At 32.0% G+C, this 20,550-nt stretch carries 21 protein-coding genes; 20 read left to right on the plus strand and 1 reads right to left on the minus strand.

All coding sequences use genetic code 11. The features are described 5' to 3' along the window. Positions 1 to 17 precede the first annotated feature (17 nt). From grpE to recO, 16 genes are all read left to right on the plus strand, one after another. Positions 18 to 644 (plus strand): nucleotide exchange factor GrpE, encoded by a 627-nt coding sequence (grpE, locus tag SBL15_RS04770; RefSeq protein WP_107612087.1) that lies wholly within the window; start codon positions 18 to 20, stop codon positions 642 to 644. Positions 645 to 694: 50 nt separating this feature from the next. Further along, positions 695 to 2,530 (plus strand): molecular chaperone DnaK, encoded by a 1,836-nt coding sequence (dnaK, locus tag SBL15_RS04775; RefSeq protein ID WP_317955319.1) that lies wholly within the window; start codon positions 695 to 697, stop codon positions 2,528 to 2,530. A 151-nt stretch (positions 2,531 to 2,681) separates the two neighbouring features. After that, positions 2,682 to 3,815: a molecular chaperone DnaJ gene (gene dnaJ, locus SBL15_RS04780; RefSeq protein ID WP_037536631.1), complete on the plus strand. Its 1,134-nt coding sequence runs from the start codon at positions 2,682 to 2,684 to the stop codon at positions 3,813 to 3,815. 4 nt (positions 3,816 to 3,819) lie between these two features. Continuing rightward, the gene (prmA, locus tag SBL15_RS04785) at positions 3,820 to 4,758 is read left to right on the plus strand and encodes a 50S ribosomal protein L11 methyltransferase (protein ID WP_107612086.1); all 939 of its coding nucleotides are present in this window, start codon (positions 3,820 to 3,822) and stop codon (positions 4,756 to 4,758) included. A gap of 1 nt (position 4,759) precedes the next feature. Then, the gene (locus tag SBL15_RS04790) at positions 4,760 to 5,512 is read left to right on the plus strand and encodes a 16S rRNA (uracil(1498)-N(3))-methyltransferase (protein ID WP_182703539.1); all 753 of its coding nucleotides are present in this window, start codon (positions 4,760 to 4,762) and stop codon (positions 5,510 to 5,512) included. Positions 5,513 to 5,517: 5 nt separating this feature from the next. Further along, the gene (gene mtaB, locus SBL15_RS04795; RefSeq protein WP_053018255.1) at positions 5,518 to 6,864 is read left to right on the plus strand and encodes a tRNA (N(6)-L-threonylcarbamoyladenosine(37)-C(2))-methylthiotransferase MtaB; all 1,347 of its coding nucleotides are present in this window, start codon (positions 5,518 to 5,520) and stop codon (positions 6,862 to 6,864) included. 129 nt (positions 6,865 to 6,993) lie between these two features. Beyond that, on the plus strand, positions 6,994 to 7,170 hold the full coding sequence (gene rpsU / locus SBL15_RS04800) for a 30S ribosomal protein S21 (protein ID WP_000048060.1): 177 nt from the start codon (positions 6,994 to 6,996) through the stop codon (positions 7,168 to 7,170). A 196-nt stretch (positions 7,171 to 7,366) separates the two neighbouring features. Further along, a complete protein-coding gene (locus tag SBL15_RS04805) occupies positions 7,367 to 8,038 on the plus strand; it encodes an NfeD family protein (RefSeq protein WP_390897037.1) in 672 nt (223 codons plus the stop codon). Positions 8,039 to 8,050: 12 nt separating this feature from the next. After that, positions 8,051 to 9,037 (plus strand): flotillin-like protein FloA, encoded by a 987-nt coding sequence (gene floA / locus SBL15_RS04810; protein WP_037550667.1) that lies wholly within the window; start codon positions 8,051 to 8,053, stop codon positions 9,035 to 9,037. Positions 9,038 to 9,055: 18 nt separating this feature from the next. After that, positions 9,056 to 9,745, plus strand: coding sequence for a hypothetical protein (locus SBL15_RS04815; RefSeq protein ID WP_107619707.1), 690 nt, complete (start codon positions 9,056 to 9,058; stop codon positions 9,743 to 9,745). Between the two features lie 310 nt (positions 9,746 to 10,055). Then, the gene (locus SBL15_RS04820) at positions 10,056 to 11,003 is read left to right on the plus strand and encodes a PhoH family protein (RefSeq protein ID WP_037550663.1); all 948 of its coding nucleotides are present in this window, start codon (positions 10,056 to 10,058) and stop codon (positions 11,001 to 11,003) included. Continuing rightward, complete coding sequence (ybeY, locus tag SBL15_RS04825; protein ID WP_107612082.1) at positions 11,004 to 11,465, plus strand: rRNA maturation RNase YbeY; 462 nt, start codon at positions 11,004 to 11,006, stop codon at positions 11,463 to 11,465. Positions 11,466 to 11,469: 4 nt separating this feature from the next. After that, positions 11,470 to 11,805, plus strand: coding sequence for a diacylglycerol kinase family protein (locus tag SBL15_RS04830; RefSeq protein ID WP_107612081.1), 336 nt, complete (start codon positions 11,470 to 11,472; stop codon positions 11,803 to 11,805). Positions 11,806 to 11,824: 19 nt separating this feature from the next. Then, positions 11,825 to 12,229, plus strand: a complete 405-nt coding sequence (gene cdd / locus SBL15_RS04835) for a cytidine deaminase (RefSeq protein WP_011275644.1) — start codon at positions 11,825 to 11,827, stop codon at positions 12,227 to 12,229. After that, positions 12,230 to 13,129: a GTPase Era gene (gene era / locus SBL15_RS04840; protein WP_037536609.1), complete on the plus strand. Its 900-nt coding sequence runs from the start codon at positions 12,230 to 12,232 to the stop codon at positions 13,127 to 13,129. Between the two features lie 31 nt (positions 13,130 to 13,160). Continuing rightward, positions 13,161 to 13,913, plus strand: coding sequence for a DNA repair protein RecO (recO, locus tag SBL15_RS04845; RefSeq protein ID WP_037536607.1), 753 nt, complete (start codon positions 13,161 to 13,163; stop codon positions 13,911 to 13,913). Between the two features lie 77 nt (positions 13,914 to 13,990). Here recO and SBL15_RS04850 read toward each other — a convergent pair whose 3' ends face one another. Next, positions 13,991 to 15,382: a glycine--tRNA ligase gene (locus SBL15_RS04850; protein ID WP_317955324.1), complete on the minus strand. Its 1,392-nt coding sequence runs from the start codon at positions 15,380 to 15,382 to the stop codon at positions 13,991 to 13,993. A gap of 338 nt (positions 15,383 to 15,720) precedes the next feature. On the opposite strand from SBL15_RS04850, the gene SBL15_RS04855 reads away from it, so the two are divergent. The 4 genes from SBL15_RS04855 (at position 15,721) to rpoD (ending at position 20,445) form a co-directional block, all read left to right on the plus strand. Continuing rightward, complete coding sequence (locus SBL15_RS04855; protein ID WP_075140644.1) at positions 15,721 to 16,344, plus strand: helix-turn-helix transcriptional regulator; 624 nt, start codon at positions 15,721 to 15,723, stop codon at positions 16,342 to 16,344. A gap of 11 nt (positions 16,345 to 16,355) precedes the next feature. After that, on the plus strand, positions 16,356 to 17,171 hold the full coding sequence (locus tag SBL15_RS04860) for a pyruvate, water dikinase regulatory protein (RefSeq protein WP_317955326.1): 816 nt from the start codon (positions 16,356 to 16,358) through the stop codon (positions 17,169 to 17,171). Between the two features lie 59 nt (positions 17,172 to 17,230). Continuing rightward, complete coding sequence (gene dnaG, locus SBL15_RS04865; RefSeq protein WP_317955328.1) at positions 17,231 to 19,036, plus strand: DNA primase; 1,806 nt, start codon at positions 17,231 to 17,233, stop codon at positions 19,034 to 19,036. Between the two features lie 302 nt (positions 19,037 to 19,338). Further along, positions 19,339 to 20,445 (plus strand): RNA polymerase sigma factor RpoD, encoded by a 1,107-nt coding sequence (gene rpoD / locus SBL15_RS04870; RefSeq protein WP_317955330.1) that lies wholly within the window; start codon positions 19,339 to 19,341, stop codon positions 20,443 to 20,445. Positions 20,446 to 20,550: the final 105 nt, after the last annotated feature.

A 20,550-nucleotide genomic window follows, 5' to 3' on the forward strand; every position in this document is an offset into this window, starting at 1 on the left:
ATATTGGAGGGTAAAAAATGACAGAAAAAGATGAATCAGTAAAAAGTAATTCTGAATATACTGAAGAACAAGAAGTTAAGAATGAAGAACCTTCAACAGTTGATAGTGTTGAAGGTAGTACTTCTGATAGTGATAATTCATCTAACGACAGTTCGAATGAAGAAAGTTCTGAAGAAACTGCAGTTGATCCTAAAGATGAAGAAATTCAGCAATTACAATTAAAAGCTAATGAAAATGAAGAAAAATATTTAAGATTATACGCTGAATTCGAAAATTACAAAAGACGAATTCAGAAAGAAAATGAAACAAATAAAACTTATCAATCTCAGCGTGTTCTAACTGACATTTTACCTACGATTGATAATATTGAACGCGCACTTCAAATTGAAGGTGATGATGAATCGTTTAAATCACTTCAAAAAGGTGTTCAAATGGTACACGAAAGTTTACTTAGAGCATTAAAAGATAATGGTCTTGAAGAAATCGAATCTGAAGGTCAAGCTTTTGACCCTAACTTCCACCAAGCTGTTGTTCAAGATGATAATCCAGATTTCAAATCTGGTGATATTACTCAAGAACTACAAAAAGGTTATAAGTTAAAAGATAGAGTATTGAGACCATCTATGGTAAAAGTAAATCAATAAATTGACGAAAAATACCATATATTAAATTTTAAAATTGGAGGAATTTTATTATGAGTAAAGTAATCGGTATTGACTTAGGAACAACAAATTCATGTGTAGCTGTTTTAGAAGGCGATGAACCTAAAGTAATTCAAAACCCAGAAGGTGCTAGAACAACTCCATCAGTTGTGGCATTCAAAAATGGTGAAACACAAGTCGGTGAAGTAGCAAAACGACAAGCTATCACTAACCCAAACACTGTTCAATCAATTAAACGTCATATGGGTACTGACTATAAAGTAGATATTGAAGGTAAATCTTATACACCTCAAGAAATTTCAGCTATGGTATTACAAAACCTTAAAAACACTGCTGAAAGTTATTTAGGTGACAAAGTAGATAAAGCTGTTATCACAGTTCCTGCATATTTCAATGATGCTGAACGTCAAGCAACAAAAGATGCTGGTAAAATTGCAGGTTTAGAAGTTGAACGTATTATCAACGAACCTACTGCAGCTGCATTAGCATACGGTTTAGATAAAACTGATCAAGATCAAAAAGTATTAGTATTCGACTTAGGTGGCGGTACTTTTGACGTATCAATTCTTGAATTAGGTGACGGTGTATTCGAAGTACTATCAACTGCAGGTGACAACAAACTTGGTGGTGATGACTATGACCAAGTAATTATTGACTACTTAGTGTCAGAATTCAAAAAAGAAAATGGCGTAGATTTATCTCAAGATAAAATGGCGTTACAACGTTTAAAAGACGCTGCAGAAAAAGCTAAAAAAGACTTATCTGGCGTTTCACAAACTCAAATTTCATTACCATTTATTTCAGCTGGTGAAAGTGGTCCATTACACTTAGAAATTAGCCTTACTCGTTCTAAATTTGAAGAATTAGCTGATTCATTAATTAGAAGAACTATGGAACCAACTCGTCAAGCATTAAAAGACGCTGGTTTATCAACTTCTGAAATTGATGAAGTTATTCTTGTTGGTGGTTCAACACGTATTCCAGCAGTTCAAGAAGCTGTTAAAAAAGAAATTGGTAAAGATCCTCATAAAGGTGTAAACCCAGACGAAGTTGTAGCAATGGGTGCTGCGATTCAAGGTGGCGTTATCACTGGTGATGTTAAAGATGTTGTATTATTAGACGTAACACCTTTATCATTAGGTATTGAAATTATGGGTGGACGTATGAATACGTTAATTGAACGTAATACTACAATCCCAACTTCAAAATCTCAAGTTTATTCAACTGCAGCTGATAACCAACCAGCAGTAGATATTCACGTATTACAAGGTGAACGTCCAATGGCAGCTGATAACAAAACATTAGGAAGATTCCAATTAACTGACATTCCACCTGCTCCACGTGGTGTACCACAAATCGAAGTAACATTTGATATTGATAAAAATGGTATCGTTAATGTAACTGCTAAAGACTTAGGTACTAATAAAGAACAAAATATTACTATTCAATCAAGCTCTGCTCTTTCTGATGAAGAAATCGATCGCATGGTTAAAGATGCTGAAGAAAACGCAGAAGCAGATAAAAAACGTCGTGAAGAAGTAGATTTAAGAAATGAAGCAGATAGCTTAGTATTCCAAGTAGAAAAAACAATTACTGACCTTGGCGACAATATAAGTGATGACGATAAATCTAATGCGGAAAGTAAAAAAGATGCTTTAAAATCTGCTCTTGAAGGGCAAGATATCGAAGATATTAAAGCTAAAAAAGAAGAACTTGAAAAAGTAATTCAAGATTTATCAGCAAAAGTATATCAACAAGCTCAACAAGCTCAGCAACAAGCCCAAGAAGGTACTCAACAAACTCAAAACGATAGCAATGTTGAAGATGCTGAATTTAAAGAAGTTAATGATGATGAAGATAAAAAATAATTGCTAACCGTTTGTAAAGTATGCTTTAATTAGCAAACTATTATGAATGTAAGCCAAAAAGTCAAAGTCAATTGAACATTGGCTTTGACTTTTTCTTTTATAACTTCGTTCTTTTAAACCTAGTAAATAATTAAGTTAAGGAGAGATGATTGTGGCTAAAAGAGACTATTATGACGTCCTAGGTGTAAGTAAAGATGCATCTAAAGATGAAATCAAAAAAGCATATCGTAAATTATCAAAAAAATATCACCCTGATATCAATAAAGAAGAGGGTGCAGATGAGAAATTTAAAGAGATTTCAGAAGCTTACGAAGTCCTAAGCGACGATAATAAAAGAGCAAATTATGACCAATTTGGTCACGATGGACCTCAAGGTGGTTTTGGTGGTCAAGGATTTAGTGGCCAAGACTTTAGTGGATTTGGCGGAGGTGGATTTGAAGACATCTTCAGTTCATTCTTTGGTGGCTCACGTCAAAGAGATCCTAATGCACCTAGAAAAGGTGATGATCTACAATATACAATGACACTAGAATTTGAAGAAGCTGTATTTGGAACTAAAAAAGAAATCTCAATTCGTAAAGATGTGACATGTCACACTTGTAATGGCGATGGTGCTAAACCAGGTACAAGTAAAAAAACATGTAGTTATTGTAATGGGGCAGGTCATGTGTCAGTTGAGCAAAATACAATTTTAGGTCGTGTAAGAACTCAACAAACATGTCCAAAATGTGATGGAACTGGTCAAGAATTTGAAGAACCATGCCCAACATGTCATGGTAAAGGTACAGAAAATAAAACAGTTAAATTAGAAGTAACTGTACCTGAAGGTGTAGATAATGACCAACAAATTAGACTTGCTGGCGAAGGAACACCAGGAGAAAATGGCGGACCACATGGCGACTTGTATGTCGTATTTAGAGTCAAACCATCTGATAAATTTGAACGTGACGGAGACGATCTTTATTACAATTTAGATGTTAGTTTCCCTCAGGCTTCTCTTGGGGATGAAATAAAAGTTCCAACACTGAATGGTAATGTTATGTTGACAATTCCTTCTGGTACTCAAACTGGTAAACAGTTCCGATTAAAAGATAAAGGTGTCAAAAATGTTCATGGATATGGTCATGGTGATTTATTTATTAATATTAAAGTAGTTACACCTACAAAACTAACAGATAGACAAAAAGAAATAATGAGAGAGTTTGCTGAATTAAATGGTGAATCGATTGAAGAACAACCATCTAATTTTAAAGATAGAGCACGCAAATTCTTTAAAGGAGAATAAGCGAATGAACTGGACAGAACTTTCGATTGTTGTAAACCATGAAGTTGAACCTTTAGTTACTGACATATTAGAAAATTATGGATCAAATGGTGTTGTAATTGAAGATTCTAATGATTTAATTAATCAACCTGCTGATAAATTCGGTGAAATTTATGAACTGAAACAAGAAGATTATCCTGAAAAAGGGGTCCGATTAAAAGCTTATTTCAACGAATTAAAGTTTGATGATTCTCTAAGAAGTAAAATTAAGACAGCTATTACTAACCTTGAAAATATTGATTCAACTGTTTTAAATTTTTCTGAGCAAACTATAGCTGAAGTAGATTGGGAGAATGAGTGGAAAAATTATTTTCATCCCTTTAGAGCCTCAGAAAAATTCACAATTGTGCCAAGTTGGGAACAATACACTAAAGAAGATGATTCTGAAAAGTGTATTGAATTAGACCCAGGTATGGCATTTGGAACTGGAGATCATCCAACTACAAGCATGTGTCTAAAAGCAATTGAGACCTACGTTGATCCTGACAATTCCGTTATCGATGTTGGAACAGGTTCTGGTATATTAAGTATTGCCAGTCATTTACTTGGAGTTAAAAGAATTAAAGCTTTGGATATTGATGAATTGGCTGTTAACGTTGCTAAAGAAAATTTTGCTAAAAATCATTGTGAAGATGCAATTGAAGCTGTACTAGGAAACTTATTAAAGAATGAAACTGAAAAATTTGATATTGTTATTGCAAATATTTTAGCTCATATTATTGAAGATATGATTGAAGATGCTTATAATACTCTAAATAAAGATGGTTATTTTATAACATCAGGTATTATAGAGGAAAAACATAAACAAATATTAAATCAAATGGAAAATGTTGGATTTGATATTAAATCAGTAAATCATGACAATGGTTGGGTATGTATTGTAGGACAGAAAGTGAGTGAATAATTTGCAAAGATACTTTATCGATCAAAACGCTGATGAAAGTCAGCGTTTTTTTATAACAAATAAAGAAGATATACATCATATTACTAATGTGATGAGAAATACTATTGGTAATCAGATTATTATAACTTTTAAAGATAAAATAGTTTTTAAATCGGAAATTATTACTATTGAAAATGAGGCAATTGAAATTAAACTAATAGAGCAAATTGATATCAATTCAGAGTTACCAGTACAAGTTACTATATGTAGTGGATTAATTAAAGCCGATAAATATGAATGGCTAATTCAAAAAGCTACTGAATTAGGTGCTGATAGTTTTATAGCTGTAGAAATGGACAGATCTGTAGTAAAACTTACCCCAAATAAAGTTCAAAAAAAATTAGAACGCTGGCAAAAGATTATTAAAGAGGCTGCTGAACAAAGCTATCGCTTAATTATTCCTAATATAATTTTTAAGTCGAATTTAAATGAGATTTATGATACTATTAATCATTATGACTATATCTTGTTAGCATACGAAGATGAAGCAAAACATGGTGAAGTTAGTCTTTTTAAAGAAACCTTGAAAAAGTTTAAAACTAACGATCGTATTTTATTAATATTTGGTCCTGAAGGCGGCTTTTCAGAAAAAGAAATCACTTTATTAAATGAAACGAGTTTCAATGTTGGTTTAGGACCTCGAATTTTACGGGCAGAAACGGCGCCACTTTACGCTTTAAGTGCTATCAGTTATGAAAATGAATTAATGGGGTGAATATTATGTCAACAGTTGCGTTTCACACATTGGGTTGCAAAGTAAACCATTATGAAACTGAAGCAATTTGGCAATTATTTAAAGACGCTAATTATGACAGAGTTGATTTTGAAACTAATGCAGACGTCTTCGTAATCAACACTTGTACAGTAACAAATACTGGAGATAAAAAAAGTAGACAAATAATTAGAAGAGCAATTCGACAAAATCCAGACGCAGTGGTATGTGTGACAGGGTGTTATGCTCAAACATCTTCTGCAGAAATCATGGAAATTCCTGGCGTAGATGTAGTGGTGGGTACACAGGATAGACATAAACTATTAGACTATATCCAACAGTTCAGAGAAGAACGTCAACCAATCAATGGTGTTGGAAATATCATGAAAAATCGTACATATGAAGAATTAGATGTACCATATTTTACTGATAGAACAAGAGCTTCACTAAAGATCCAAGAAGGGTGTAATAATTTCTGTACATTTTGTATCATACCATGGGCGCGTGGACTAATGCGTTCACGTGATCCAGAAAAAGTGGTTGAACAAGCTACTCAATTAGTTAACGCTGGTTATAAAGAAATTGTTTTAACTGGTATTCATACCGGTGGCTATGGTCAAGATTTAAAAGATTATAATTTGGCACAGTTACTCCGTGATTTAGAAGAAATTGATGGACTTGAACGAATTAGAATTTCTTCTATTGAAGCCAGTCAATTAACTGATGAGGTCATTGATGTTCTAAAACGTTCTAATAAAGTTGTTAGACATTTACATGTTCCATTACAATCAGGTTCAGATACTGTTTTAAAACGAATGAGACGTAAATATACTATGGAACATTTTTCAGAAAGAATCACGAAATTACATGATGCGCTACCAGATTTAGCTGTTACAAGCGATGTTATAGTTGGATTTCCAGGTGAAACGGAAGAGGAATTTCAAGAAACTTATGATTTTATTGTTAAACACAAATTCTCTGAATTACATGTCTTCCCTTATTCAGCTAGAATTGGTACACCTGCTGCTCGTATGGATGATCAAATTGATGAAACTATCAAAAATGAACGTGTGCATAAATTAATCACATTAAGTGATCAATTAGCTAAAGAATATGCCTCTAAATTTGAAGATGAAGTTTTAGAAGTTATTCCTGAAGAAGCTGGTGAGATAGAAGGAACATTGGTGGGTTATGCTGACAACTATATGAAAGTACAATTTGAAGGCAATGACTCTTTAATCGGTCAAATTGTAAAAGTAAAAATCGCTAAAGCTGATTATCCTATTAATACAGGTAAAGTCGTGAGAATTGTAGAACACGCAACGAACAAATCTGAAGAAGGCGTATTATTATAATTTTTAAAATTTATAATAATTTGGAATTGACCATAATAAATTCATATATTATACTAAGTAAAGCATAGTTCTATCTTACTATGTAATGACTTTAAAGTTCCGTTGATATTTGGAGGGAGGGAAATACAGATGTCTAAAACAGTAGTACGTAAAAATGAATCACTTGAAGATGCATTACGTAGATTTAAACGTTCAGTATCTAAAAGTGGTACTATCCAAGAAGTACGTAAACGTGAATTTTACGAAAAACCAAGTGTTAAACGTAAAAAGAAATCAGAAGCTGCACGTAAACGTAAATTCAAATAATTAATAACTCTGTTGACTCCCTCAACAAGAATATTAATTATATATATGCTCTCGATTAGTTTAACTAGTCGAGAGCTTTTTTATGTTAAAGATTCTACTATCACTATTATAACTAAGTGTATTCATGTATAATCGGAATTGAGAGCGAGGTGAAATTGTGAACTATTTCAATGCAATACATACAATTATCAATTCCATTTTAACCACTAATAATTTATTTAATAATCTATCCCAGTTCGTAACGAGTCCATTAATATCACTTATATTAACATGTATCATTTTTTTAGGCTTTTTATATCAATTGTATTCGAAGCGTATTAATTTTGCAGGAATTATTGCAATGCTTGCACTTTTAATTCTCTTTCTCGGTTTTTTAATAAACGGTGATGTTAATCTGATTTCTTTATTGCTATTCTTCGTTGGAGCAATACTCGTTATTATTGAATTATTTGTCATTGGTGCGGTCATAGGCATTATTGGTATATCACTGATTATACTTAGCATAATAATGTTAGGAGATAACATTCTCTTGATGCTATTAAACGTTGTGATTGCGTCAATATTGGCAATTATTGAATGGGTGATATTAGTGAAATGGTTTAAAAGGAAAATTCCATTTTTAGATAAAGTTGTGTTAAAAGATTCTACTAATTCAGAAGCAGGATATAGATCTCACGATGATCGTTCTCATTTAGTTGGTCAAACAGCTCGTACTGTGACAGATTTAAGACCTGCAGGAATTATAACGCTTGATAATGAAAGAATAGATGCCGTATCAGATGGCGCTTTTATTCTAAGAAATAAAGAAGTTAAAATTCTTGAGGTAGAAGGATCTAGAGTTGTTGTTAGAGAAATTGAAAATACTTAGAGGAGTGGTTAAATGTTTGGATTAGGCATTATAGTTATAGCAGTTATCATTGTTATTGCTTTACTAGTGTTATTCTCATTTGTCCCAGTAGGACTTTGGATTTCAGCAATTGCTGCTGGAGTTAAAGTAGGTATCGGAACATTGGTAGGTATGAGATTACGTCGAGTATCTCCACGTAAGGTAATTGGTCCACTAATTAAAGCACATAAAGCAGGTTTGAACCTTACAACAAATCAATTAGAATCACATTATTTAGCGGGTGGTAATGTCGATAGAGTCGTCGATGCGAATATAGCTGCTCAACGTGCAGATATTAACTTACCATTCGAACGTGGTGCAGCTATTGACTTAGCTGGACGTGACGTTCTTGAAGCAGTTCAAATGTCTGTAAACCCTAAAGTAATTGAAACACCGTTTATTACTGGTGTTGCAATGAACGGTATAGAAGTAAAAGCGAAAGCTAGAATTACAGTACGCGCCAACATCTCTCGTTTAGTTGGTGGTGCAGGAGAAGAAACAATCATTGCTCGTGTAGGTGAAGGTATTGTTTCTACTATTGGTTCAAGTGAGCATCATACACAAGTACTTGAGAACCCTGATAATATTTCTAAGACTGTCTTAAGTAAAGGTCTTGATTCAGGTACAGCCTTCGAAATTTTATCTATTGATATCGCTGACGTAGATATTGGCAAAAATATCGGTGCTGACTTACAAACAGAACAAGCACTTGCAGATAAGAATATTGCACAAGCTAAAGCTGAAGAACGCCGTGCTATGGCCGTAGCTTCTGAACAAGAAATGAAAGCGCGTGTTCAAGAAATGCGTGCTAAAGTGGTTGAAGCAGAATCTGAAGTTCCACTTGCGATGGCAGAAGCATTACGTGAAGGTAATTTGGGTGTCAAAGATTACTACAATTTAAAAAACGTAGAGGCTGACACTGGCATGAGAAATGCGATAAACAAACGTACTGAACAAAATGAAGATGAATCACCAAAGTAAAATTTAAGGGGTGATTAGATGAATATTGGTATTATAATTTTTATAATATCCATAATTGTTACAGGTATTAGTGCGATGAGGGATAAAAGTCATGAACAAAGAAAAAATCAAAGACCCCCTCAGCCAAAAAAGTCAACTTCTGACAAAAAAGAAACGCATGAAAAAGGTTTTTTTGAGCAAATTGAAGAAGCATTTAGTGAGTTAGAAAAGGAATTTACAAACGAAGATAAACCATCTAACCAACAAAAGAAAAATAAACAAACTAACACAAAACGTGTTTATCAGGATCAAAAACTTGAAAAAGAAATCGAAAAAGAGAGCGTACCAGAGGAATTAGAGCGTTCTGCAAGACAACGTGGCAGAGTTGAAAGAGAAACACGTCAATCTGCTAATTCACGCGAAAGCAATAGAGACTCGAATAAACTTCAAAAAGAATTAGAAAAACAACTTGTAGACGATTTATATAACGTACGTACAGAAATCGATCGTGAAAAAGAAAAACAACTTTCTAGAATTGAAAATAAAGCAAGAGCTATTATCAATGATAAAAATCTATCTGAACGTACAAAACGCTATAGATTAAAACAATTGTTAAATAGTAAAGCAATAGAACAAGATATGACACATCAAAGTTTTCAGTTTGATAATGATCCTGTTGTAAATGGTATTCTATGGCAAGAAATTCTCAATAAACCTAAACAATTATAATTTGAATAAATGTTATTATTTTATAATTTAAAATTATATGTAACCCGAATTTCATTATTAAATGATTTTCGGGTTGTTTTATTTAATTAAAAGAATGGCTCATATTACAATTTAATAAATCAGCACACAAAGCCAATTAAATTTGTATACTTTAACAGACTTTAGTAAAATTTAAATGAAAGTTAATTTACTAAACTCAATTTAGTTTTACTTTTTTGAAGATTAACAAATCATGTTTAATTTTTGAATCTTAAGTGAAACTGATATAATCAAAAGATTTTACATTGTTTAAGTGAAAAGGAGCGCTTGTATGCCAGGAATAATTCAAATAGACGATATTAACCATTCTCAAGCATTAATTGGTAATAATGATGAACATATTAATGCGATTGAGGAGGCATTTGATGTCGAAATACATGCTCGTGGCCAAGAAATAGCAGTCAAAGGCCAAAAAATAGAGCCTGTAGAAAAGTCAGAATTAGTTCTTAAAAATTTATTAAAAGTAATTGAAATGGGTAACACAATTACATTAAAAGATGTAGAAGCTGCAATAAAAATGGCTAAAAATGATACAATACATCACCTTATTGATTTATATGATGAAGAAATAACAAAAGATGCTTATGGAAAAACTATTAGAGCAAAAACTATGGGTCAAAGACTATATGTTAATGCAATGAAGAATAATGACTTAGTCTTTGGCATTGGGCCTGCAGGTACTGGTAAAACTTTTTTAGCAGTGGTATATGCAGCTAAACAACTAAGAAAGGGCTCAGTAAAACGGATTGTATTAACAAGACCAGCTGTTGAAGCAGGAGAGTCTCTAGGATTTTTACCCGGTGATTTAAAAGAAAAAGTAGACCCTTATTTAAGACCTCTTTATGACGGATTAAACACTGTATTAGGAAGAGAACAAACAGCCCGATTTATAGAGAGAGGTACTATTGAAATTGCGCCTTTAGCCTATATGCGTGGTCGTACTCTTGATGATGCGTTTGTGATTTTGGATGAAGCTCAAAATACAACGCATGCTCAAATGAAGATGTTCTTAACACGACTTGGGTTTGGTTCTAAAATGGTAGTAACAGGAGATCAAACTCAAATCGATTTACCAAAAGGTGTTAAAAGTGGACTTAAAGAAGCAGTCAAAAAATTACATGGTGTCAAAGGAATTAATATTATGCAATTAGATCAAAGTGATGTTGTAAGACACCCGTTAGTAAGTAAAATAATTGATCGCTATGAAGGAGACATTTAAATGTTTACAATTGATTTTAATGATCATACAGACCTGGTAAATGAATCTTGGTATCATCAGATTGAAGATTTACTAAATTTTGCTAAAGAGCAAGAGCAAATTAACGAGGATGCTGAACTTTCAATCACATTCGTAGATAAAAATGAAATTCAAGAAATAAATAAAACTTATCGCGATAAAGATAAAGTAACAGATGTTATTTCATTCGCTCTTGAAGAAGACGAACCAGAAATTGTTGGACTAGATATGCCTAGAGTTCTCGGTGATATTATTATCTGCACTAATGTAGCTGAAGAGCAAGCTGACTCCTATGGCCATTCATTTGAAAGAGAACTTGGATTTTTAGCGCTTCATGGATTTTTACACTTATTAGGTTATGATCATATGAATGAAGAAGATGAGAAAGTAATGTTTGGCCGTCAAGACACTATACTAAACGCGTATGGATTGACTAGAGATTAAACATATCAAACGATTCAAACATACGTATGATGGGTTAAAAACGCTTCTTCTAAAAGATCATAATTATTTACTTCATATCATTATTGCTTTTATAACAATTATTTTAGGTTATATTTATCAATTGAATGCTATAGAGTGGTTATTTATATTACTAGCCATCTTTTTAGTATTAACCTTAGAAGCAGTTAATACTGCAATTGAATGTGTAGTTGATTTGGTTACAATGGATTATCATGAACTTGCTAAACAGGCTAAAGATATTGCCGCATTTAGCGTTATGTTGGTATCAATATTCGCTTTAATAACTGGATTAATTATATTTTTACCTCATATTTTCTAACTATAAAGGGGATGTTTAAATGACTTATCAATCACATTATTTTCAAGAAGCTAGAGAGGCTCAAAGCCGTGCGTATGTACCATACAGCAACTTTAAAGTAGGTGCTTATTTAAAGACCAAAGACGGCCGTACGTTCTATGGTGCTAATGTTGAAAATGCAGCTTACCCTGCTACCATTTGTGCTGAACGTTCTAGTTTAGTGGCCGCAATTTCTGAAGGTTATCGACCTGGAGATTTTGAATCAATAACAGTAACTGTTGATTCTGAAAAACCGTCTTCTCCTTGCGGAACTTGTAGACAGGTACTTAAAGAATTATGCGATGATGATATGCCGGTATATATGACAAACCATAAAGGGGAATTACTTGAGTCAACTGTGGGAGATTTATTACCACATGGCTTTTCAGGAAAGGATTTAGAATAAATGACAGAACATAAGTCAGGATTTGTTTCAATAATAGGAAGACCGAATGTAGGAAAATCTACATTTATGAATAGAGTTATTGGCCATAAAATTGCAATTATGTCCGACAAGGCTCAAACAACTCGAAATAAAATTCAAGGTGTAATGACTAGAAATGATGCGCAAATCATATTTTTAGACACACCAGGTATTCATAAGCCTAAACACAAATTAGGTGATTATATGATGCGTGTTGCAAAAAATACTCTATCTGAAATTGATGCAATCATGTTCATGGTTAACGTTAATGAAGAAATTGGTCGTGGCGATGAATATATCATGGAAATGCTAAAAAATGTTAAGACGCCCGTTTTCTTAGTATTAAATAAAATCGATTTAGTTCATCCTGATGCTTTAATGCCAAGAATAGAACAATATCAAAAATACATGGATTTTACTGAAATCGTACCAATATCAGCTTTAGAAGGACTAAATGTTGACCATTTTATAGATGTGTTGAAAACATATTTACCTGAAGGTCCAAAATACTACCCAGATGATCAAATCTCAGATCACCCTGAACAGTTTGTTGTCAGTGAAATCATTCGTGAGAAAATTTTACATTTAACTAGTGAAGAAATTCCGCATGCAATAGGCGTAAATGTAGATAGAATGATTAAAGAAAATGACGAGCGTGTTAGAGTTGAAGCTACTATTTTTGTTGAGAGAGATTCACAAAAAGGTATTGTTATCGGTAAAGGTGGCAAAAAACTAAAAGAAGTCGGTAAAAGAGCAAGACATGATATTGAAATGTTACTAGGCTCAAAAGTTTATTTGGAACTTTGGGTAAAAGTTCAAAAAGATTGGCGAAATAAAGTTAATTTTATTCGTCAAATGGGATATATTGAAGATCAAGATTAAAAATATTTGATTTTAGGAAGGTCGTGAAACTATGCTCGAAAAACAAAAAGGTATCATCATAAAATCCGTAGATTATGGAGAATCTGATAAAATTATTACAATATTAAACGAGCATGGTGCAAAAATACCATTAATGGTTAGACGAGCTAAAAAATCAAAAACAGGTTTGCAAGCCCATACGCAACTATTTGTGTATGGCTTATTTATTTATAATAAATGGAAAGGTATGGGTACATTAAGTTCAGTTGATGTTATCAATCAATATTATGATTTACGTTTAGATATATATAATAGTAGTTATGCTACGTTATGTGCAGAGACAATTGAACGTTCTATGGATAATGATGACATTTCACCATTCCATTATAAACTTTTACACTTCGTACTCGAAAAGATCTCAAATGGTGATTCAGCTCAATTAATGTCAATTATAGTTCTTTTAAAATGTATGAATCGTTTTGGGTTTACAGCATTTTTTAATCACTCAGCTATTTCAAATAGCTTTGATCAATCAAAATTAGTTGCGTATAGTTTTGTATATGATGGAACTATTCTTGAATCAGAATTATATAAAGACCCACATGCCTTTCGAATATCTAACAAAACGTTATACTTATTAGATGTTTTACAAAAATTACCCATTGATAAAATGAATCAATTTAACATTAGTCAAGAAATATTAGATGAAATGTCTGAATTAATATTATTAATCTATAAAGAATATGCAGGCATGTACTTCAAAGGTCAAAAGCTAATTAACCAACTTAAACGTATAGAATATTAATATACAACAATATTCACACTTAAAACCCCACCACAAAGAAATTTGAGGTGGGGTTAGTACTAATTATTCTTATTTTATTAGAATGCCACTTTTTCAGTTAAAAATGTTTCTAATTCTGAAATAGGCATACGCACTTGTTCCATTGAATCACGGTCACGTACTGTAACTTGATTATCTTCTAATGAGTCAAAATCAAATGTAATACAATAAGGTGTACCAATTTCATCTTGTCTACGGTAACGTTTACCAATTGATTGAGACTCGTCAAAATCAATTGCAAATTTAGAACTTAATTGTTCGAAAATCTTAATAGCTTCTTCAGATAATTTTTTACTTAATGGTAAAACAGCCGCTTTATAAGGTGCTAGAGCAGGGTGGAAATGCATCACTGTACGTGCATCTTTGCTTCCTTCAACACCTTCTTCTTCATATGCATCACATAAGAATGCTAATGTAACACGATCAGCACCAAGAGATGGTTCAATACAGTATGGAACATACTTTTCGTTTGTTTCAGGGTCGTGATATTTAAAGTCTTCACCTGAATGTTCACTATGTTTTTTCAAGTCAAAGTCAGTACGGCTTGCGATACCCCATAATTCACCCCAACCAAATGGGAAGCGATATTCGATATCTGTCGTAGCATTAGAGTAATGAGATAACTCTTCTTCGTCATGGTCACGCAATCTCATGTTTTCTTCATTGATATTTAAATCTTTTAACCATTGACTAGCAAATGTTTTCCAATAATTTTGCCATTCAATTTCTTCACCAGGTTTACAGAAGAATTCCAATTCCATTTGTTCGAATTCTCTAGTTCTGAAGATGAAGTTTCCTGGTGTAATTTCATTACGGAAAGACTTACCAATTTGACCAATACCAAATGGTAATTTTTTACGCATAGAACGTTGCACGTTTTTGTAATTCACAAAAATACCTTGTGCAGTTTCTGGTCTTAAGAAAATTTCATTTGTAGAATCTTCTGTAACACCTTGGAATGTTTTAAACATCAGATTAAATTGACGAATATCTGTCCAATTAGCAGTTCCACTTACCGGGCACACAATACCTTCATCATCAATAATACGTTTCATTTCTTCGAAACTCAAACCATCAGCGATAAAGTTTTCGTCGCCTTTTTCTTTTTGCATGTAATCTTCAATTAATTTATCTGCACGATAACGAATCTTACTATCTTTATTGTCAATCATAGGATCATTAAAGTTACCTAAGTGACCTGAAGCTTCCCAAGTTTTAGGATTCATTAAAATTGCAGCATCAATACCAACATTAAATGGTGATTGAGTTATGAACTTCTGCCACCATGCTTTTTTTACGTTATTTTTTAATTCAACACCTAATGGGCCATAATCCCATGTATTTGATAATCCACCATAAATATCACTACCAGGAAATACAAATCCTCTGTGTTTCGCTAATGATACAATTGTTTCCATATCTTTAACCATATAATCTCTCCTTATTTAATACATAAAAACGCCCCAAGACAATAAATAAATGTATTAATTACATTTATCATTATCTTGGGACGAGTTAATTTATTTTACTATATTGTTTTAATATAGTTGATACCTTAATAACCCGCGGTTCCACCCAAATTAGTGTAGCCACTCTCTTTTATAAAGTTTTAATATTAGCCAAATTAAAATTGTTAAGCTTACACCATCCTTAACTCGCTTACTATTAGTTTAATAGATTGATTATTTAATAGCAAGAAATTATATGTATTTGTAGCTACATAAATAAATAGGTATAATAGACGTGAATAAAAAAGGGGTGAAGACCTATAGAACTTAGTAAAAGACAAGAGCAAATCATTGAAATAGTCAAAAGCGGTGGACCCATCACTGGAGAACACATTGCCGAAAAATTAGATTTAACGCGTGCTACTCTAAGACCTGACCTAGCAATTTTAACTATGTCCGGTTTTTTAGAAGCTAGACCTCGAGTTGGTTATTATTATTCAGGAAAATCAAAAAACAAATTAATGACCGATAAATTACGCCAATATGTTGTTAAAGACTATATGTCTCCACCAGTCATTGTAAAAGAAGATATGACTGTTTATGATGCTATTTGTACCATCTTTTTAGAAGACGCAGGTACTTTATTCATTACAAATGAGCACAATGATTTTATAGGCGTTTGTTCAAGAAAGGATTTGTTACGAGCATCTATGATTGGTGAGGATATTCATACAATGCCTATCAGTGTAAACATGTCTAGAATGCCTAACTTAACTTATTTAGAAGAAGATGAACTTATTATATATGCTGCAGATCAAATGATAGAGAAAGAAATCGACTCAATACCCATTGTAAAAAATAAAGGTAATAATAAATATCAAGTCACTGGTAGAATTTCAAAAACAACAATTGCAAAATTATTTGTATCATTATTTAAAGAATAGGTGGTAGAACGATGGAAAATATAAAGATAATCATCGCTTCTGATTCAATTGGAGAAACTGCTGAATTAGTAACAAGAGCATGTATTTCTCAATTCAATCCAAAGGAATGTAAACATGAATTTTTAAGGTATCCTTATATAGAGACAAAAGAGGATATTGATGAAGTTATTCAAGTAGCAAATGACAGAAATGCAATTATAGTTTATACGTTAGTTAAACCAAAAATGAAAACTTATTTGGAAAGTAAGATAGGTACTAATAAGTTACGTTCTATTGATATTATGGGACCATTGATGGGCTATTTGAAAGATGCTTTTGATGAGAATCCATATAATCAACCTGGTAGAGTCCATCGTTTAGATGACGCTTATTTTAAGAAAATTGATGCGATTGAGTTTGCGGTAAAATATGATGATGGAAAAGACCCTAAAGGATTACCTAAAGCGGATATTGTATTAATTGGTGTTTCAAGAACATCTAAAACTCCTTTATCTCAATATTTAGCCCATAAAAGTTATAAAGTGATGAACGTTCCAATTGTACCTGAAGTAACCCCACCGGACATGTTATTTGACATTGACTCATCAAAATGCATCGCTTTAAGAATTAGTGAAGAAAAATTAAATCGTATTAGAAAACAACGTTTGAAACAGCTCGGATTAGGTGATTCAGCTAGATACGCTAATGAAATACTTATTAAAGAAGAGATTAAATATTTCGAAGATATCGTAGACAGAATTGGATGTGCAGTCATTGATGTATCTGATAAAGCAATTGAAGAAACAGCTAATGATGTAATTAACATAATCGAAAGCCAATCAAAATAGTTTTAATTTATCTTTAAACAAAGTATAATATTATGACTACAATTTATAGGTGATATATATTGCGTATTGAACAATCAGTAATTAATGAAATTAAAGATAAGACCGATATTTTGGATTTAGTAAGTGAATATGTAAAATTAGAAAAGAGAGGACGCAATTACATTGGTTTGTGTCCTTTTCATGATGAGAAGACGCCTTCGTTTACTGTATCTGAAGATAAACAGATTTGTCATTGCTTTGGTTGTAAAAAAGGTGGTAATGTCTTTCAATTTACTCAAGAGATAAAAGATTTATCATTTGTAGAGGCTGTAAAAGAGCTTGGAGAAAGAATTAACATTTCAGTTGATATTGGTAATAGTAGTGACTATACAAGTCAAATAGCATCGGATGATTTAACAATGATTGAGATGCATGAATTAATGAATGAATATTATCAATATGCTTTGCTTAAGACAGTAGAAGGTGAAGAGGCATTAAATTATCTAACAAAACGTGGTTTTACTGAAGAGCTTATTAAATCACGTGGTATTGGTTATGCGCCTAATCATACTCACTTTTGTCATGACTTTTTACAACAAAAAGGGTATGATATAGAACTCGCGTACGAAGCTGGTCTTTTATCACGAAATGAAGAAAATTTCAGCTATTTTGATAGGTTTAGAGATCGCATTATGTTCCCTTTAAATAATGCTCAGGGTCGTATAGTAGGCTATTCAGGTAGAACATATAATAATCAAGAACCTAAATATTTAAACAGCCCGGAAACTCCCATATTTCAAAAGAGAAGATTATTATATAATCTTGATAATGCTAGAAAGGATATACGAAAAAATGATGAAGCCATATTATTAGAAGGATTTATGGATGTAATTAAATCCGATTCATCAGGTCTAAAACCGGTCATTGCAAGTATGGGAACAGCTATATCAGATGAACACATTACTGTTCTAAAAAAATTAACATCTCATATTACTCTAATGTTTGATGGTGATTTCGCTGGTCAAGAAGCAACAATTAAAACTGGGCAACACCTTTTACAACAAGGATTTAATGTTTTTGTTGTTCAATTACCTAAAGATATGGATCCAGATGAGTATATATCAAAATATGGTAATGAAAAATTTCTTGAATATGTAAATAATGAAAAGAAATCATTTATCATTTATAAAGTAAATAAACACAGAGATGAAATTGCTAATAATGACTTAGCTTATGAACGTTATCTTAAAGAAGTTACCCAAGATATTGCATTAATGAATTCTCAAATTTTGCAGAATAAGATAATCAAAGATGTAGCACATATATTTAATGTTGATTCTAATACTCTAAATAGCAATGTGTTGAATCAACAACAATATATTCCTAACGAACCTCATTTTAATGATTATCAATCATATGATAGTGAAATACAAAATAATACAAATAATTTATTTAGTCATTTATCAAAACATGAAAGCGCTGAAAGAGCCTTACTTAAACATTTTATGAATGATAAAGACTTATTCTTAAATTATCATAAGCAACTTGAAAGTGATGACTTTGATAATCAATTTTTCAAACGTATATATAGTCTTTTAGAAGATTTTTACGCTGAAAATGACAGTTATACAATTAGCGATATGATACTTTACACAGATAATGATAATTTGAGAGATGCAATTATCGCTTTGGATAATTATGATTTAAATCAAGAGCCTTATGATAGTGAAATAGAAGATTACATGAATGTCATCAATGAATCAAAGTATGGAGATACACTTGAAGAATTAAATCATAAATTACGTGAAGCGTCACGGATAGGCGACGTAGAATTGCAAAAATATTATTTGGAACAAATCGTTAATAAAAATAAAGCTCGTATGTAACTCATTATGATAAAAACTGCTATGAAATTGCATACTTTAATAAATCATATAAATAGTATTTCTATTTAATAACCATTATTGTATAATGGTTATTATGCGTTTTTAACGGGTAGATATGGAACATAAGTAATATTTAATAAATGTGATGTCGTTTAAATATAATTGTTATTAAACATTCAAATATTGAATATGAAATGTTACCATTATTATGAATTTTTATTAATACTTTTCTTATTATATTGAAATATTATATAATTAAATATCTTGTTTGAAAGCATATATTACTATTGGGAGGCCTTTTCATGTCTGATAACCAAGTTATAATTAATAAACAAACAATAGATCCGACATTAACATTAGAAGATGTTAAGAAACAATTAATCGATAAAGGTAAAAAGGAAGGTCACCTTAGTCATGAGGAAATAGCCGAAAAATTACAAAATTTCGATATGGATTCTGATCAAATGGATGATTTCTTTGACCAATTAAATGATAATGATATTAGTTTAGTAAATGAGAAAGATAGCTCAGATACTGATGAAAAATTAAACCCAAATGATTTAAGTGCCCCTCCAGGTGTTAAAATCAATGACCCTGTAAGAATGTACTTAAAAGAAATTGGTCGAGTTAATCTACTAAGTGCTCAAGAAGAAATTGAATTAGCTAAAAGAATTGAGCAAGGTGATGAGATTGCTAAGTCTAGATTAGCTGAAGCTAATTTACGACTAGTTGTAAGTATCGCAAAAAGATATGTTGGACGTGGCATGTTATTCCTTGATTTAATTCAAGAGGGCAACATGGGATTAATAAAAGCTGTTGAGAAATTTGATTTTAGTAAAGGATTCAAATTCTCCACTTATGCAACTTGGTGGATTCGACAAGCAATTACAAGAGCGATTGCCGACCAAGCACGTACAATTAGAATTCCAGTTCACATGGTTGAAACAATTAATAAGTTAATACGTGTTCAAAGACAATTATTACAGGATTTAGGTCGTGATCCTGCACCTGAAGAAATCGGGGAAGAGATGGATTTACCTCCAGAAAAAGTACGTGAAATTCTTAAAATTGCTCAAGAACCAGTATCATTAGAAACACCAATAGGTGAGGAAGATGATAGTCATTTAGGTGATTTCATTGAAGACCAAGAGGCTCAAAGTCCATCTGACCATGCAGCTTACGAACTTTTAAAAGAACAATTAGAAGATGTTTTAGATACACTTACTGACCGTGAAGAAAATGTTTTACGCTTAAGATTTGGTTTAGACGATGGTCGAACAAGAACACTTGAAGAAGTTGGTAAAGTCTTTGGTGTTACACGTGAAAGAATTCGTCAAATTGAAGCAAAAGCACTAAGAAAACTTAGACATCCAAGTCGAAGTAAGAGATTAAAAGACTTTATGGATTAATTTTAATAATTCGAGTTAAAACTTTATTTGTTTTCAATGCTCATAGAGTACTTATCGTTTAAAATTTTGAAATATTCATTTCAATTAATTTATTAGTTAGTTTGT

Origin of the sequence: Staphylococcus sp. NWU MKU2 (genome assembly GCF_033283605.1) — a bacterium.
Classification (GTDB): Bacteria; Bacillota; Bacilli; order Staphylococcales; family Staphylococcaceae; genus Staphylococcus; species Staphylococcus haemolyticus.

Bases quoted from the DNA above. Each gene is read 5' to 3' on its own strand.
- grpE (WP_107612087.1), top strand. From the start codon at position 18: ATGACAGAAAAAGATGAATCAGTAAAAAGTAATTCTGAATATACTGAA.
- dnaK (WP_317955319.1), top strand. From the start codon at position 695: ATGAGTAAAGTAATCGGTATTGACTTAGGAACAACAAATTCATGTGTA.
- prmA (WP_107612086.1), top strand. From the start codon at position 3,820: ATGAACTGGACAGAACTTTCGATTGTTGTAAACCATGAAGTTGAACCT.
- mtaB (WP_053018255.1), top strand. From the start codon at position 5,518: ATGTCAACAGTTGCGTTTCACACATTGGGTTGCAAAGTAAACCATTAT.
- rpsU (WP_000048060.1), top strand. From the start codon at position 6,994: ATGTCTAAAACAGTAGTACGTAAAAATGAATCACTTGAAGATGCATTA.
- floA (WP_037550667.1), top strand. From the start codon at position 8,051: ATGTTTGGATTAGGCATTATAGTTATAGCAGTTATCATTGTTATTGCT.
- SBL15_RS04815 (WP_107619707.1), top strand. From the start codon at position 9,056: ATGAATATTGGTATTATAATTTTTATAATATCCATAATTGTTACAGGT.
- SBL15_RS04820 (WP_037550663.1), top strand. From the start codon at position 10,056: ATGCCAGGAATAATTCAAATAGACGATATTAACCATTCTCAAGCATTA.
- ybeY (WP_107612082.1), top strand. From the start codon at position 11,004: ATGTTTACAATTGATTTTAATGATCATACAGACCTGGTAAATGAATCT.
- cdd (WP_011275644.1), top strand. From the start codon at position 11,825: ATGACTTATCAATCACATTATTTTCAAGAAGCTAGAGAGGCTCAAAGC.
- era (WP_037536609.1), top strand. From the start codon at position 12,230: ATGACAGAACATAAGTCAGGATTTGTTTCAATAATAGGAAGACCGAAT.
- recO (WP_037536607.1), top strand. From the start codon at position 13,161: ATGCTCGAAAAACAAAAAGGTATCATCATAAAATCCGTAGATTATGGA.
- SBL15_RS04850 (WP_317955324.1), bottom strand. From the start codon at position 15,382: ATGGTTAAAGATATGGAAACAATTGTATCATTAGCGAAACACAGAGGA.
- SBL15_RS04860 (WP_317955326.1), top strand. From the start codon at position 16,356: ATGGAAAATATAAAGATAATCATCGCTTCTGATTCAATTGGAGAAACT.
- rpoD (WP_317955330.1), top strand. From the start codon at position 19,339: ATGTCTGATAACCAAGTTATAATTAATAAACAAACAATAGATCCGACA.